The sequence below is a fragment of the Anabaena sp. 54 genome (genome assembly GCF_017355725.1).
GTDB classification, from domain to species: domain Bacteria; phylum Cyanobacteriota; class Cyanobacteriia; order Cyanobacteriales; family Nostocaceae; genus Dolichospermum; species Dolichospermum heterosporum.
Map to the genome: position 1 here is coordinate 77,569 of NZ_JAAVWA010000021.1, position 15,922 is coordinate 93,490.

Sequence of the window (15,922 nt, forward strand, 5' to 3'; positions counted from 1 at the left end):
GCTTCGCGAACACATTTTATTTAGGATTGGTATAGTGGGTAATTAATACCCACTATATAAATTATTCAGCTTTAGCAACTAGGGTTACTCTTCCTTGATTACCATAACCAACTTCGCCAATATAGCGATTAGAATCATGCAATTCAGCGACAATATATTGGGCAGATTCATGATGATCTAAACTAGGATTGAGGTCAATTGCTCGGAAGAAGACCTGTGGCCATTCCCAGCGCAAACTTTTTGTTAAACCAAACAAACCGGCAGCGATCGCACTAAAATTACCTTGATGTCCTAAGCCAAATTCACCGTCAAGATGGGCAACTGTACAAAAGCTGGTTCTTCCTGGTAAAGATGCGGCATTATTCAAAGTTGCTTTCAGATGTTTAGCCATTAAAAACACTTGTTTAAGAATTGCCTTTTCTGCTTCTGGATAGGAAATATGTCCAGGTTTTTCCGGTGTAAATTGAGGATGTAGGTGAATGAATGCCCCAATCGGTCCGTGTTTAGTAGTCACACTTTGCAATAATAATTGCAGATGTTGTTCACTCATATTTGCCAATGTGACGCGGGTAACACTTGCTGGTAATGGCAATTGTTCGGGAACTAAGGATTGGGGGAAACTCAAAACTACTACTTTCCAACCTTGTTCTATCAGTGCGTGGACTACTTTGCTAGTAGTTAAAGAACCATCATCAGTAATTAAAGCAATGTGTCCTTCGGGTAGCTGCGCTTCTAAAAAATCTGGTCTGGGTAAGGTTCTTAGCTGAACTGGACGACGGGGAAGATTGATGTCTACTATCGGTGGTGGGGTGAGGTCGAGGAGTGGGCGCAGTCCCTGCGCCCCTACGGTGGTGGTTGTTACCGGGTTAACATCAATGTGCGGCTTTTTTTTTTCACCTCCCACCAGTGATTGGAGGTAGTTAACGATTTGTCCGATTGTCCGTAGGTCGCCTAATTCTTCTATATTGGGTTTGGGTAGGTCGGGGTATGCTTCCTGCATTGCTCCGAGTATTTCTACCCGTTTGATGGAATCTATCCCTAAGTCGGCTTCCATGTCCATGTCCAGTTCTAGCATTTCGACTGGATAACCTGTTTTTTCACTGGTGATGTTTAACAGGGTTTGTCCTAAATCTGCATATTCGTTACTGGAGACTGGTTCAGGTATTACTTCCTCTATCACTTGGGTTTGCACTTGAGGAATAATCACTGGTTCAGGTATTACTTCCTCTATTACTTGTGTTTGCACTTGAGGAATGATAGCGGGTTCAGGTGCGATTTCTGTTGTTACCTGTTTTTGTCCTTGCAGATATTCGACAACTTGACCAATGGTACGTTTTTCTGCTAGTTCTTCCAGGTTGGGTTTGGGCAAGTTGGGATATAATTCCTGCAATCCTCCCAGAATTTCTACTCGTTTAATGGAGTCAATTCCTAAGTCGGCTTCCATATCCATATCGAGTTCTAGCATTTCGATAGGATAACCAGTTTTCTCGCTGGTAATGCTTAAGAGGTTGTTAGCTAGATCATCCAGATTTAAGTTGCTGGTTACAGGTGTGGGTTCTGGGATAAATACAACTGGGGACTGGGGAATAATAATTGGTTCAGGTTCAATGACTGGTGCTGCAATTACAGGTTCTGCAATTTGAACTTTTGGCTCAATTACTGGTAATGGTTGAGGGGGAGTAATGGTGGCTGTGGGAGGGACAGGTGCTTCTTCTGGAGTAACACTAACATTTGCAGGTGCTATTTCTTGGGTGTCAGAAATAAGTTGAGAATATTCTTCTTGAATGAGTTGGAAAAAGTGTTTGGTATATTCTATCTGTTCCCGCAGATATTGTTCATGAATACGGAGGGTTTCACCTTGTTGGGAATGAAACTGAATCATACTCCGCTCTAAGCTTTCCATGATTACTTGCTTAATTTGAGCGGCTTGGGCGGAGGATTTAGCATTAGCAAATAAGGTGTTTTGCTGCTGCATTAGTTGGAAGAAGGTTTTGGCGTATTCTATTTGATGGTTGAGATAGGTGCTGTGAACTTCTAAATTCTCGCTTTGGTTGTGCTGGAACTGGCTCAGAAGTTGTTCTAAGCTGGTGAGAATTTGTTGGCAATTTATAAGTTTATCTGGTGTTTGCATCTTCTCGCTGGATTGGGGCGCGAACAGTTCTGGACTGGATTGTTTTTGAATGGTTGCAGTGGTAGTCATTTGAGGCTGTAACTGGGTTTCAATGAGGGGTTGTTTTTTATGTCCGTTACCGTTACCGTTATGTCCGTTGGTTGAGGGAATTTTGGCAATTACAGGAGTTTCTATTTCTAAACTCTTGAATTCCTGAACTTGTGCAACTTTGGGTGCGGGTTCTGCCGAATTGGGCGCGGGCCCCGCGCCCCTACTGATTTTGTGTCCGTCCTGTAAGGCTTCGGTAAAGGCGTTTTTGGTTTTGTCGGAAATGTAGTTAATGCCTGTTAGTTTGACGCTGAGGGTCTTTTTGGTGGCAATGGGGGGAAGTACGGCAGGGAGTTTATAGGGGTCAAGGTTGCCCAAATTCATGCCAATGACGCGCAATTGGACGGCGGCTTCTCGGAGAGAGCGATCGCTGTTTTTGGAGGCGCTGGGATTGAGAGATATGGTAAGATGAGGGCGATCGCCTAATGTATCTTTTACCAAGTTACTTAAAACCCGTTTGGGTCCAAATTCTACAAAGCAATAACCACCAGCCCCATAGATGTTTTCAATCTCTTGTTTAAACAACACAGAACTAGCCAAATGGCTTTCTAAGTTCTTTTGAATTGCCGCTGCATTTTGCGGATACTGTTTACCAGTGACATTACTAAAAACTGGAATTTGCGGACTTTGGAAAGTTACCGACTTAGTCGCAATAGCAAAGGACTTTTGTGCGAAGGCAATCAACGGAGTATGGAAAGCCGCAGACACAGGCAATAAAACCGCACTGTATCCTAATTTCTGGCAAGCATCTTGAACTTTCTGAATTTCTAACTTTGGACCCGCTAAAACAATTTGGGTAGGAGAATTAAAGTTAGCAATACTTACTTTTGGAAACTGCTTCAGCAGCGGTTCAATCTTGCTGATATCTTCCTTCACCGCTAACATACTACCAGCATCATGATCTGGATCTTTGGGTGCGGCCATTGCTTGTCCTCTAGCTTTCACTAGGAACAAATAATCAGCCTCACTCAACACTCCAGCCGCCCACAAAGCCGTTAATTCACCAAAACTATGACCAGCGGTGAAATCTGCCTTAAACCCAGCCTGTTGCAAAATTCCATACAAACCAGCACTAAACACCCCAATTGCCGGTTGTGCATATTCGGTTCTTTGCAAAGTTGCAACTTGGGCTTTTTTCTCAACTTCATCAAAAGTAGAACGAGGGAAAACCACTTCAGAAACCGGTTGCAAATTGCTTTGCTTGAACAGATGATCCATCTTCCCATATAACTGTCGCAAGCTAGGGAAATTCATCACCGCTTCTCGTCCCATTTCCAAGTATTGAGAACCTTGTCCAGAGAATAAAGCGACAACCTTTCCACCCAAATCCATGCCAGCAGAACGGTAATAAATACCTTGAGGATGTTCCCAAGAAATTGCATCAGGCTTACTTTTTAATAAACCAATACCAACTTCTAGCAACTTACAAGCTTCTTGTAAATTCTCGGATACAAACCCAATTCTGAGTGCAGTTTTGGGAATAGCTAAAGATTGACAATCTAACAATAATTGAGAATAATATCTTTCCCCATCATTAGCTTGCAAATTATTTAAAGTCGCTTCTAACTTGCTAATTAATTCCGCGTGAGTAGCACCAAACAACAGCACCTCACCCGCAGCACCATGTAAACGATAGGAACTTTGTTGTTCCGGTTCGTATTCTTCCAAAACAACATGGTAATTTGTACCACCAAAACCAAAGGCACTCACCCCCGCACGTCGAGGAGTTTCACCTTCTGCCTTAATCCAAGGTCTAGTTTGAGTATTCAGATAAAAGGAAGAATTTTCAATATCTAATTTAGGATTTGGTTCAGTAATATTGATGGTTGCTGGTAATACTTTATGATGCAATGCTAGGGCAGTTTTAATTAAACTAGCAGTACCGGCAGCGGCTTTTGTATGTCCAATTTGGGATTTCACACTTCCCAAAGCAATATGTTGTTTTTGGCTGTCATATTTCCCAAAGAAATCCTGCAAAGAACTAAATTCTATCGGATCTCCAGCCATTGTCCCTGTACCGTGTGCTTCCATTAAACCCACAGTTGCCGGAGAAAAACCAGCATCATCATAAGCCCGTTCTAAGGCTTTAACTTGTCCTTCTTTTCTAGGGGCATAAATACTCTTATAACGCCCATCACTAGAAGTACCAATTCCCTTAATTACCGCATAGATTTTATCCCCATCTTTTTGGGCATCTTCTAAGCGTTTGAGGAGAATCATCCCAATACCTTCACCTAACATCATGCCATCGGATTTAGCATCAAATGGTTTCACATTATCGCTAGGAGTAACCGCCGGAGTTTTGCTGAAGGAAATGTAAGCCATGATGGTGTTATCGGTGTCTACTCCACCGGTTAACATCATGTTGCTACGATGTTCAACTAATTCACTAATGGCCATTTTTAATGCCCCAAAGGAACTAGCACAAGCTGCATCAACTACACAGTTTGTACCGCCAAAGTTGAGACGGTTAGCAATTCTCCCAGCCACCACATTTGCTAACATTCCAGGGAAAGCATTTTCATCCCATTTCACATAAGCAGATTTGATTTTATCAACGATTTTTTTGGTATCTTCGTCAGATAAACCACTGCTTTTGAGAACTTTTTCCCAAATCGGATATTCTAATCTGGCGGCTAATGGCATTCCCAATTGTTTGCCCATAGCCACACCCAAAATCACGCCGATATTTTCGCGGCTAAATTCACGGGAGTCGCTATAACCAGCATCTTCCATTGTTTCTTTAGCAACTACTAAACTTAATAGTTGAGAAACATCTGTAACTTCTAAAATGCTGGGAGGAATTCCGAATTCCATCGGATTAAAATCAACTTCAGGAATAAAACCACCACGTTTACAATAAGTTTTATCTTCTGCTGTTCTCGGATTAGGATCATAGTAATCTTCTACACTCCAATGGCTAGAAGGAACATCCGTAATACAGTCAATTTTATTAACAATATTTTGCCAGTAATCCCTTAATGTTCTCGACTGAGGCATTAAAGAAGCCATGCCAATAATAGCTATAGGAGTTGTGTGCAGTTTTCTATTAATTTCGTTCGTTGACATGGAATTTATCGAATTTTCTAAGTTTCCTGAATTCATTTTTCCTTCCTCTATAAACTTCAGCACAGCCTGTTCAAAACTATTAATTTGGGCTTCTAATTCCGTCAAAGAACTTTTTATTGTGTCTATTTTTTGAGGGGGGCAAGACATAGGACATAGACTAATTTTGAGTACCGTGAATTGTGCAGCAGACTATTAACAGATAGTTATCCAATCTGCATTCGTTCGCGCCGCAGGTAAGTTTAAATGCTTGACTTGACAAAATTTTGAGTATTTTTTGGATATTTTTCCACAATTTTAGAACCTTGTATTCGTGAATAAATACTAGAAAATACTCAACTTGTGAAAATGAGATCCAGTCAGCAAATTGTAAAGTCTGTAGGGGCGCAGGGCCTGCGCCCTCGATTATATTGCACCAAGCGTGATTACCGCTATAAAAAGTGTCAATTACATTGTGTTAATAACTGGCAAAAGGACATACTTAAACTGAAGTGGTTTTATCTCGTATTCATTCAATGTTTTACCTATTGGATAACAACGTTGTGTATGTTGATATAGAAATTGCCAGTTTTGAAAGTCCAGGATAACCTATTTTAGATGATTAGACTGATCAAAGCTGCCAAAATCGTTACAAAAATAATAAACACTCTGTGGAGAATTTTGTGAATAGTGAAAAAATACTTAAACAGGTTTTCAATCATCTAGCAGTTGCTAACTTAGTGAGATCCAAAACCCCGGTTTATTCAGGGATAGGTTTTGTTTCTTTAGGCAATCCTACTGTAAAAAACTGCATGGATTTTAGTATTTCTTCCGTTAATGGAAATCAAATCAACAATTTATCTTTCATCTATAAATGTTGAATTAATAAAAAGACTAGCACAATTTATGAAAACGGAATAGTTCATTTTTGCTAATTTTTGGGAGAAAATATTTGTCAAATTACCTCATGGTCAATAAAACATAATTAGCCAAGTATAATTCAGAACTATATTTATCCATAACATATCCTGAGTAATTACGGGTTTAATATCAATCTTAGCTTGATAATTCAAGAGTTGTAGTTAAATTGTCTTATAAGTAACTTATAAATAAATCACACAGCCAACATTTGAACATAATTGGGTCTTTTTTGAGCAAACTATCATAATCAAGTCTTTGTTTTTGATGAATTTATAAGATAACTTACCTTTTATAGATAATTGGTTATTTATAAACCAAACATTAATTTATGGGATGTTGAACATTAACCTGTAAACATATCAATTGTGATGAAATATGGACAATTAGCATCTATTTACGATAATTTGCTAAAAAAAGTACAGATTTTTAAATTAATTTATGAGTAATTAAATATAGTATCTAGTCAAGGATTTTCTTGATAAAAACGACTAAATTTAGTTGACAATATCCAAGTTGTTTGGGATAATCACAGGTAAGTTTATTGATTTACCTAAGTTATTAGCATCATCACAACTTGGGCAGTGCAGATTTTTATTTCTCCTTAAAGCTATCGTATTTTAGGCTACTTAATCAAATGGCAACTCAACATAAAATTGATAGCATAAGTAGGTGAACACAATAAAACCAAACTGTGTAAAGAAACGTAAAATCGCCCAAACCCTCTTCACTCTTGCCTCTTGCCTCTTGCCTTTTGCCTTGCCATAACGACAATTTTCAACGCCAACCTACTTAGCGTGGCATTAGCCATAGATAATTGTAAGTAAAAAACCGCTAATTTGGGTATTTATAACAGCTAAAATGCTGATAACAATTCATACATAAATAATTAGACATATCTCTGATCTAAAAGCAACAGAGAATAAGTCTATAAACATGACCGGGAATTTTAGATTTTAGATTAAAAAACTTGGTACAAGTCCCCAATCGTCAATCCCAAATCTAAAATTTTCGAGCTTCTACACTTTAGGTTGGAGTCAATCCAAAATTGAGTGACAAGTATTTTTCCGAAATAATACCATTGGAATAAAAATATGGCAGTAAATAAAGAACGCCAACTATTCAACCTGACTTCATTAAAATGGAGAATAATTCTAGCAACTTCTCTAACTTTCTCTACAGGTTTAGTATCTTTATACATTTTCCATCAATTAAAGACCAATTCTCAAACTCAAACTCCTGCTGTTAGTTCCGTTATTAAATCTCAACCCACTCCTGTTAAAGTTGCCGTAACTGCTTTAGGAAGATTACAACCACAAGATAAAATTACTTATTTATCTGCTCCTAATTCTGTCAATGGTGTTCGTGTAGAAAAATTATTGGTAAAGGAAGGAGATAATGTTAAAAAAGGACAAGTATTAGCCTATCTAGAAAACTATGCTCGTTCTCAAGCAGCTATCCAACAAACATTTGATAAATTATTAATTGCCAGAACTAAACTTGCACAGGTACAAGCTGGAGCAAAAACTGGAGATATCAATGCTCAAAAAACCGCAATTACTAGATTAAATTCCCAATTAAAAGGAGATGCTGCGGCTCAAACAGCAACAATCAACCGCATTCGGGCTGAAGTCGAAAATGCACAAAAAGAGAGCGACCGATATCAACAATTATCAAAAGCTGGTGCTGTTTCTGCTTCTGTTGCTGATACTAAAAAGTTAGTTCTCAAAACCACACAACAGCAGTTAAAAGAAGCCGAAGCTACTCTCAAACGCACACAAGACACATTACAAGATCAACTTAAAGAAGGAAAATTCAAACTTAATAGTCTTAAGGAAGTCAGGACTGTAGATGTAGAGTTAGCAAAAACTGAAGTTAAAAGTGCAGAAACTGCAATTAAACAAGCAAAAGCTGACCATGATTTAACTTATATTACTTCTACTATAGACGGCACAATTTTAAGAATTCACACCAAAAATGGCGAAGTAATTGGTACTTCTGGTTTTGCAGAAATTGGTAATACGTCAAAAATGCAGGTTCTAGCAGAAGTATATCAAACCGATATTCAAAATGTTCGAGTTGGACAAAAAGCTATCATTACCAGCACTACATTTCCTGGCAAATTACAAGGAACTGTTAGAGAAGTTGGTTGGCAAGTTGATAAACAAGGCATCTTTAGTATTAATCCCAATTCTGACGCAGACCGGAGAGTAATTGAAGTCAAAATATCTATTGATGATTCCACCGATAGTCAAAAAATATCTCGCTTAACTAACTTACAAGTTGATGTTGCAATCCAGATTTAGTCATTAGTCATTAGTCATTGGTCATTGGTCATTGGTTATTGGTCATTGGTTATTGGTTATTGGTCATTGGTCATTGGTCATTGGTTATTGGTTATTGGTTATTAGTTATTTTCTAAAACTGACAACTGACAACTGACAACTGACAACTAACAACTAACAACTAACAACTAACAACTAACAACTGACAAATAACAACTGACAAATAACAACTAACAAATAATATGAATATCAAAATTCCTTTAGGGTGGCTACAGCTTGCCCAACAGAAACTTCGTTTTGTCATAGCTGTAGCCGGAATTGGCTTCATTGTCCTGTTAATGTTCATCCAGCTTGGTTTCCAAGATGCACTATATTCTAGCGCCACAGCACTACATCAACGATTGCACGGTGATTTATTTTTAGTTAGTTCTCAATATAAATCTTTGACAGCAATTCAAAGTTTTTCTCGGACTCGATTATACCAAACTTTAGGTTTTGATGGCGTGGATTCCGTTAGTTCAATTTATTTGCAATTTGCAAAATTAAAAAATCCTGTCAGTGGTGAGAAATATTCAATTTATGTCATTGGTTTTGACCCTGGAAAATCCGTACTAGATATTCCAGAAGTCCAACAAAATTTGGATAAACTCAAAATTCCTGATGTTATGCTCTTTGATAGAGATGCCCGTCCAGAATTTGGACCAATAGCAGAATTATTTAATCAAGGAAATATTGAACAAGCAATTGAAATTTTTCCCTTTGATGCTGTCAAAGGTTATCGAGTGAGAGTAGGTGGTTTATTTAGTTTAGGACCGTCCTTTGGTGTTGATGGTAATTTAATTGTGAGTGATTCAACTTTTCTAAGAATCAACCCTAATAGCCGTCCAGTTGAAAAAATAGATATGGGGGTGATTAAACTCAAAGATGGTGCGGATATAAAACGGGTTCTAGCAAATTTAAAAGCCAATTTACCAAAGGACGTTCAAATATTTACTCGCCAAGAATTTGTCGCTTTTGAAAGACAATATTGGTCGGTTAGAACCCCCATTGGTTTTATTCTTAATCTGATGCTCATCATGGCTTCTGTTGTGGGTGTGGTAATTGTTTATCAAATTTTGTATAGCAATATTGCTACTCAATTTATTGCCTATGCAACTTTAAAAGCTATTGGTTATGCTAATGGATATTTATTGAATGTGGTTTTTCAACAAGCAATAATCTTGGCATTATTAGGTTACATTCCTGGTTTTATTGTTTCTATTGGTTTATATGATTTTGCTATGAGGGCAACTAAATTACCTATCATGATGACAAGTAATAATGCCTTACTTGTTCTAGTCTCTACAGTCTTAATTTGCATTACCTCTGGAGCTTTAGCTATTAATAAACTTCGTTCTGCTGATCCGGCTGATAGTTTCTAGGAATTTGTTGCATCTCAAATTAATCAACTTCTGCTAAATATTTAGCAAATTAACACCAACTAAAGATAGAAGTTTAATGTTATTCACAACGGTAAAATGCTTTTGCAAATACAATACTTCGTAGTTGCATTTAATCGCAATTTTTCAACTTAGATTGTATAACTTTTTCATTACCGAACACTTATCTACATCCCCATGAACTTACAAAATAAAACTCTGCTAATTACTGGAATTGATGAATTTATTGGCTTACGTGCAGCCGAATTAGCTGTAGCGCAAGGTATGAAGGTTAAAGGTATTCAAAGTTCTCCAGTTAAAGATCAAACATTCCAAAAATTAGGCGTAGAAATTTTTGTCGGTAATATCACTGACCCAGCAATTTGCTCGAAAGCTTGTCAGGGAGTAGATATAGTTTTACATAACGCTCAATTTGCCGAAGAAGCCGGGGATATTAAGCATTTTCGAGAAATAAATGTCAGCGGTACTGTAAACATTGCTAAGGCTGCTAAACAAGCTGGTGTGAAGACATTTGTTCATCTTTCAACTGCCTTAGTATATGGATTTGATTACTCAGATAAAGTCACAGAATCAGGTGTGCTATCTGGGGAAAATAATGCTTATTGTCAAACAAAAATTGAGGCGGAAATCGAAGTTTTAAAACTCAATAATGCTCCAGAATTTGGAGTAATTGTGATTCGGGCTGGTGATGTTTATGGGCCAGGAAGTCTGCCTTGGATTGTCCGCCCAATTCAGATGATGAGACAAAAATTATTTGCCTATGCTAATGAAGGCAAAGGTGTGATGAATCATCTATATGTGGATAACTTAATTGATGCTATCTTTTTAGCCATAGAAAAATCGGTTTATGGAGAGGTTTTTAATATTACCGATGGTAAAGAAACTTCTTGGAAGGAGTATTTTATTCATTTAGCATCATTGGAAAATTTACCAGCGCCAATGTCTTTACCTAAAGAGGAAATGAAATTATTTCTAAAAGTGCGTCTTCAGGGGCAAAAACTATTTCGGAAAAAGGCAGATATTCTGCCAGAATCAGTTGATTTTATGAGTCGTCCCTATGCCTATTCTATTGCTAAAGCAGAAAGTGTTTTGAATTACCAAGCTAAGGTTGATTTAGCGGAAGGAATGCGCCGCACTCATGAATGGTTGCAAAAAACTGACCTTCAAAAATTAATGAAATAATACCTAGATTTTAGGAATTTGTGCATGAATAACTCTCAAGCAAAGTTAAGTATTGGATTACCTGTATATAATGGGGAGAAATTTCTTGAAAAATGCCTAGATTCGCTATTAGCACAGACATTTTCTGATTTTGAGTTAATTATCTCGGATAACGCATCTACAGATAATACTGAGGCTATTTGTAGGACTTATGCAGCTCAAGATCAACGGATTCGTTACTATCGTAATGAAACTAATATTGGTTGTGCTTGTAACTTCAATCGTGTTTTTGAATTATCTCACAGTGAGTATTTTAAATGGGCTGCTTATGATGATTTGCACGCCCCCGATTTTATTGAGAAATGTATGGATGTATTGGAAAAAGATCCAACATACATTTTATGTCACTCCCACACATATTTTATTGATGAGCAGGGAGAATTTATCCAAAATTATGACATTAAACTCAATACTAATTCTCTAAAAGCTCATCAAAGATTTCATGAATTACTAACTAAACATTTGTGTTATCAAATTTACGGAGTTATTCGCAGTAGTGCATTAAGACAAATACCTCCTATGGGTGGTTATGGGAATGCAGATGGAATTTTATTATTAAGGCTGGGGATGCTGGGAAAATTTTATGAAATTCCCGAATATCTATTCTTTGCGAGAATCCATCCTCAACAATCCCTGAGTATGTTCTTTCCTGATTATTTGTCATTTAATCAAAATAATCCCCAGTATTCATTGAATATGTTGCCTAATTTTTATGATTATGCAGTCTGGTTTGATTCAACGAATAAGGGAAAAATTTTGTTACCTCATTGGCGAATTTTACAGGAATATTGGGTTTCTATTCATCATAGTCAACTTAATTGGTATGAGCAAATTTTGTGCCATATCAGCATCGCTAAAAAGCTATCAGGTACAGAATGGTTATTGGTGAAAGATTTCTTAATGGCTGCCAAAATGTTGTTTTTGCGTAAGTTTAGTTATCAAACCTGAACTATAGCAATATTAAGTAAGTAGGTTGGTGTTGAAAATTGTCGTTATGGCAAGGCAAAAGGCAAGAGGCAAGAGGCAAGAGTGAAGAGGGTTTGGGCGATTTTACATTTCTTTACACAGTTTGGTTTTATTGTGTTCACCTACTTAGTCGGACAAAATTAAATTCACTCGTTGAGAGAGGGAACAGGGAACACTTCGACAAGCTCAGTGCATCGCAGGGAACAGGGAACAGAAAAATCAGTTGTGTAATTAATTCTGTCCCATTACTTAGCAATTTATTGGACAACAAATCACTTTTAGTAGTAAAAAACTACTATTAAATTCCTCTAAACTTATTACGGGTGAAATATTGATCTATGTTGAAAATATTCCAAGTTAGTAATTTCTTGCTTGCTACTTTACTAACTGTTAACTTCACAGACATAGCCTATGCTGAATCAACAGGATCTTTAACTGTGGTTGTTAATGGTATTACTAACAAAACTGGGGAAATTTGTATGAGAGTTTATAACTCTGAAAAAGGATTTCCCGATAATGCTAAAAGTGAAGTTAAAAGTGGTTGTACTAAAATTACAGGTAGTTCTATAAAGCGGGTATTCTCTGGATTAAAACCGGGAACTTATGCTGTAGCTGTAGTTGATGATCAAAATGGCGATCGCAAACTCAATAAAGACTTTTTTGGAATTCCTCAAGAGGGCTTTGGCATTTCTAAAAATCCTACTGTTTCTATCAGCACTGGCTCACCTACGTTCAATAATTCCAGCTTCAAAGTTGACAAGAATACTACCATTAACATCTTTCTTAAGTATTCTCTTGATCCCTAACTAGGAATTAGACATAATTCCTCACTTCTGACTATTGGGCGGGGAAACCCCGCCCCTACTGACTCCCTTCTAAGACTATAGAAATAATGCCAGATTTTATGATATTTCTATCTAAGTCTTTGTTCGGCTGGCTGGTAATTCAAACTTGTTTAACGTTAGTATTTTTATGGTATTTACGTTCACACAAACCCAAGTCATTACCAGATGAACAATTACCAAAAACGGCAGTAATCCTCTGTTTACGGGGTGCTGATCCTTTTTTACCTAATTGTTTGCGATCGCTCTTACAACAAAACTACCCAAAATACGATTTAAAGCTGATCATTGACAGTAAAGAAGATCCAGCTTTGAAAATTGCCACCGAAACAATCAATCAACTAGGTGCAACCAACGTTGAAATTAGCACATTAAGAGCAGTTCGTCATAATTGTAGCCTTAAATGCAGTTCCTTAGTTCAAGCTGTTTCTGATTTGGATAATGCCTATCCAATTATAGCTTTTATAGATGCTGATACTGTAGCTCATCCTAATTGGTTACGGGAATTAGTTACCCCCCTTATTGATGATCAAGTTGGACTCACCACAGGAAATCGTTGGTATCTTCCCACAGGTAATTATTGGGGTTCATTAGTTCGCTACTCTGGTAACGTTTCCACCGTAGTGCAAATGTTTCTCTTTCAAATTCCCTGGGGTGGAACATTAGCAATCAAAACAGAAGTATTAAACCGCATCAACCTTTTAGATAAGTGGGGAGAAGTATTAACAGATGATATGCTTCTCCATAAACTTATCAAGCAAGAAAAGTTACAAATCAAATTTATTCCTTCTTTATTGATGCTAAATCGGGAGGAAAGTAGTCTACGTAACTTACTAGAATCATTAAAAAGGTTAATAATTGGTTCTAAACTTTATCATCCCCGGTGGTTAGCCATAATCAGTGAAGCATATTCTAGTATCATCGTCCCCAATGCAGTCATCATTGTTATTTTTCAGCTATTGATTGAGGCTCAATGGGACGCAGCCGCCTTGCTATTTTCCGCCTATATTTCCTATACCATGGGCTTAGTCCTGCTAATGCTATTGATGGAATTTGGCATACATAAAGTGCTGCACAATCAAGGTGAAAAAATACCCAAATTGTCGCCTTTAATCATCCTAAAAATGTTGATAGTTATTCCCCTAACACAATGGGTTTACGGGTTAACAATATTATCTTCTTTGTGGGTATCAACAATTACTTGGCGTGGACTTACTTATCGGATTAAAGGGCGTGAAAATATTCGGTTAATTGAATATCGTCCTTACCAATGGCTAGATCAACCAATTGATCCCAAAGCATCTCTTTAAGTAATATTGCTCGGCTAACTAAATGTAAGTAGGTGAACACAATAAAACCAAACTGTGTAAAGAAATGTAAAATCTCCCAAACCCTCTTCACTCTTCACTCTTGCCTCTTGCCTCTTGCCTTTTGCCTTGCCATAACGACAATTTTCAACGCTCACCTACTTAGGTTGGGTTGAGAAAACCCAACATATTTATTTAAGAGAATAGGGAAATTTTAGATTTTTTATTTCACTTCAATATCTAAAATTCCCAATTCAACAATTATTATAAACCAGCGCATCAGTAATCTATTTTTGCAAAAAATATTTCCTCAAAGTCATGAAAAATAAACCCCTTCGTATCGCCTTATTTACAGGATTATATGCCCCATTTTTAACCGGAGTTTCTGTCGCCGTTCATCAACGAGTTCACTGGCTATTAAAACAAGGGCATGAAGTTTTTCTAGTTCACCCAGAAATCAATAATAAATATCCTAACCAAGTGGGAAATCGTCCCATGTCGGGAATAGAAGAACTAGAAACATTTATTAATTTTTCCTCCTATTCATTTCCGACAGAACCACTGATATTTTATAAATCTTTACCCCAACCATTAAACCATCGTCATTGGAGTGATACAAAACTACTTAATCACTTTCAACCCGATATTATTGTTGTTGAAGAAGCCCCACAAATGAGAGGTTTATATTCTGGCTTCCTACAAGGTTATGGGCGTTCTGTGGGAGTACAATATGCCAAAAAAACCAAAACACCCATTATTTCAATTTTCCATACAGATATCATTGCCTATATCCAATATTATTTTGGAAATACATTCTTTAACCTAGTTCGTCCCCTCCTACCACTTTTAGTTAAACAATTTAGTGAAACTTACGATTTAAGTTTATTCTCTTCCCGCGAACAATTAACTAAATACCAAAAACTAAGAGCGCAACGTAGCGAATATTTACCCTATCAAGGAATTGATTGCGAAAAATTTCACCCTCGCAATATTTGTTATGATCCAATTCCTGATGATAAACGTCCAACTATTTTATTTGTGGGACGCATTACCCCAGAAAAAAATGTCAATCAACTTTTAGATATTTATCCCCTCATTGCTGCCAAAATTCCCGATGTCCATTTAGTAATTGTCGGTAGCGGTCCCCTAGATGCAGAAATTCGCCGTCGTGCTGAAAAATTCCCCAATGGTGTCACAATTTGGGGTGAATCTCATGGGAAAGAACTTTTAGGTTGGTTTGCAAAAGCAGATATATTTGTCAACCCTTCTGTCACCGAAAATTTCTGTACCACAACCAACGAAGCCTTAGCTTCTGGAACTCCCGTAGTGGCTGTTGTTGCCCCTTCAACCGCTGAACAGGTTATTTCTGGAGTAAATGGTTTTTTAGCTGCACCTAATAGCCCTGAAGACTTTGCCCAAAAGGTAATTACCATACTCGAAGATCCTGATCTTAAAAATCAATTGACTGCACAAGCACGTCCCTCGATTCTAGAATTTGATTGGTCAGCTTGTACCCAAAAGTTTGAAAATAAGCTTTACGAATTGGTTAATATCCCTCGCCAGCTAGATATCTAGTAGTCTGTCAACCCGAAAATGACGGGAGAGGGGGTAGGGGAGGTAGGGGAGGTAGGGGGGGTAGGGGAGGTAGGGGAGGTAGGGGAGAAGAGAGGCAGGGGAGGGA

Annotated in this window: 8 protein-coding genes; 7 read left to right on the forward strand and 1 reads right to left on the reverse strand. The window is 37.5% G+C overall.

Annotated features, from left to right (window positions below):
* Nucleotides 1-61: 61 nt before the first annotated feature.
* On the reverse strand, nucleotides 62-5,434 hold the full coding sequence (locus HEQ36_RS17845; RefSeq protein WP_168635358.1) for a type I polyketide synthase: 5,373 nt from the start codon (nucleotides 5,432-5,434) through the stop codon (nucleotides 62-64).
* A 1,841-nt stretch (nucleotides 5,435-7,275) separates the two neighbouring features.
* Between HEQ36_RS17845 and HEQ36_RS17850 the strand changes: the two genes are divergently transcribed.
* From HEQ36_RS17850 to HEQ36_RS17880, 7 genes are all read left to right on the forward strand, one after another.
* On the forward strand, nucleotides 7,276-8,487 hold the full coding sequence (locus HEQ36_RS17850; protein ID WP_168635359.1) for an ABC exporter membrane fusion protein: 1,212 nt from the start codon (nucleotides 7,276-7,278) through the stop codon (nucleotides 8,485-8,487).
* A 221-nt stretch (nucleotides 8,488-8,708) separates the two neighbouring features.
* A complete protein-coding gene (gene devC, locus HEQ36_RS17855; protein WP_053537782.1) occupies nucleotides 8,709-9,887 on the forward strand; it encodes an ABC transporter permease DevC in 1,179 nt (392 codons plus the stop codon).
* A gap of 195 nt (nucleotides 9,888-10,082) precedes the next feature.
* Nucleotides 10,083-11,087 (forward strand): NAD(P)-dependent oxidoreductase, encoded by a 1,005-nt coding sequence (locus HEQ36_RS17860; RefSeq protein WP_168635360.1) that lies wholly within the window; start codon nucleotides 10,083-10,085, stop codon nucleotides 11,085-11,087.
* Nucleotides 11,088-11,111: 24 nt separating this feature from the next.
* Nucleotides 11,112-12,074, forward strand: coding sequence for a glycosyltransferase family 2 protein (locus HEQ36_RS17865; protein ID WP_015081092.1), 963 nt, complete (start codon nucleotides 11,112-11,114; stop codon nucleotides 12,072-12,074).
* 356 nt (nucleotides 12,075-12,430) lie between these two features.
* The gene (locus tag HEQ36_RS17870) at nucleotides 12,431-12,898 is read left to right on the forward strand and encodes a DUF2141 domain-containing protein (RefSeq protein WP_053537779.1); all 468 of its coding nucleotides are present in this window, start codon (nucleotides 12,431-12,433) and stop codon (nucleotides 12,896-12,898) included.
* Between the two features lie 86 nt (nucleotides 12,899-12,984).
* On the forward strand, nucleotides 12,985-14,244 hold the full coding sequence (locus HEQ36_RS17875; RefSeq protein WP_168635361.1) for a glycosyltransferase family 2 protein: 1,260 nt from the start codon (nucleotides 12,985-12,987) through the stop codon (nucleotides 14,242-14,244).
* A gap of 315 nt (nucleotides 14,245-14,559) precedes the next feature.
* Nucleotides 14,560-15,816: a glycosyltransferase gene (locus tag HEQ36_RS17880; protein ID WP_168635362.1), complete on the forward strand. Its 1,257-nt coding sequence runs from the start codon at nucleotides 14,560-14,562 to the stop codon at nucleotides 15,814-15,816.
* Nucleotides 15,817-15,922: the final 106 nt, after the last annotated feature.

What these genes read in the sequence shown, in the direction of transcription:
- HEQ36_RS17845 (WP_168635358.1), bottom strand. Translation starts at nt 5,434, where the DNA reads ATGTCTTGCCCCCCTCAAAAAATAGACACAATAAAAAGTTCTTTGACG.
- HEQ36_RS17850 (WP_168635359.1), top strand. Translation starts at nt 7,276, where the DNA reads ATGGCAGTAAATAAAGAACGCCAACTATTCAACCTGACTTCATTAAAA.
- devC (WP_053537782.1), top strand. Translation starts at nt 8,709, where the DNA reads ATGAATATCAAAATTCCTTTAGGGTGGCTACAGCTTGCCCAACAGAAA.
- HEQ36_RS17860 (WP_168635360.1), top strand. Translation starts at nt 10,083, where the DNA reads ATGAACTTACAAAATAAAACTCTGCTAATTACTGGAATTGATGAATTT.
- HEQ36_RS17865 (WP_015081092.1), top strand. Translation starts at nt 11,112, where the DNA reads ATGAATAACTCTCAAGCAAAGTTAAGTATTGGATTACCTGTATATAAT.
- HEQ36_RS17870 (WP_053537779.1), top strand. Translation starts at nt 12,431, where the DNA reads ATGTTGAAAATATTCCAAGTTAGTAATTTCTTGCTTGCTACTTTACTA.
- HEQ36_RS17875 (WP_168635361.1), top strand. Translation starts at nt 12,985, where the DNA reads ATGCCAGATTTTATGATATTTCTATCTAAGTCTTTGTTCGGCTGGCTG.
- HEQ36_RS17880 (WP_168635362.1), top strand. Translation starts at nt 14,560, where the DNA reads ATGAAAAATAAACCCCTTCGTATCGCCTTATTTACAGGATTATATGCC.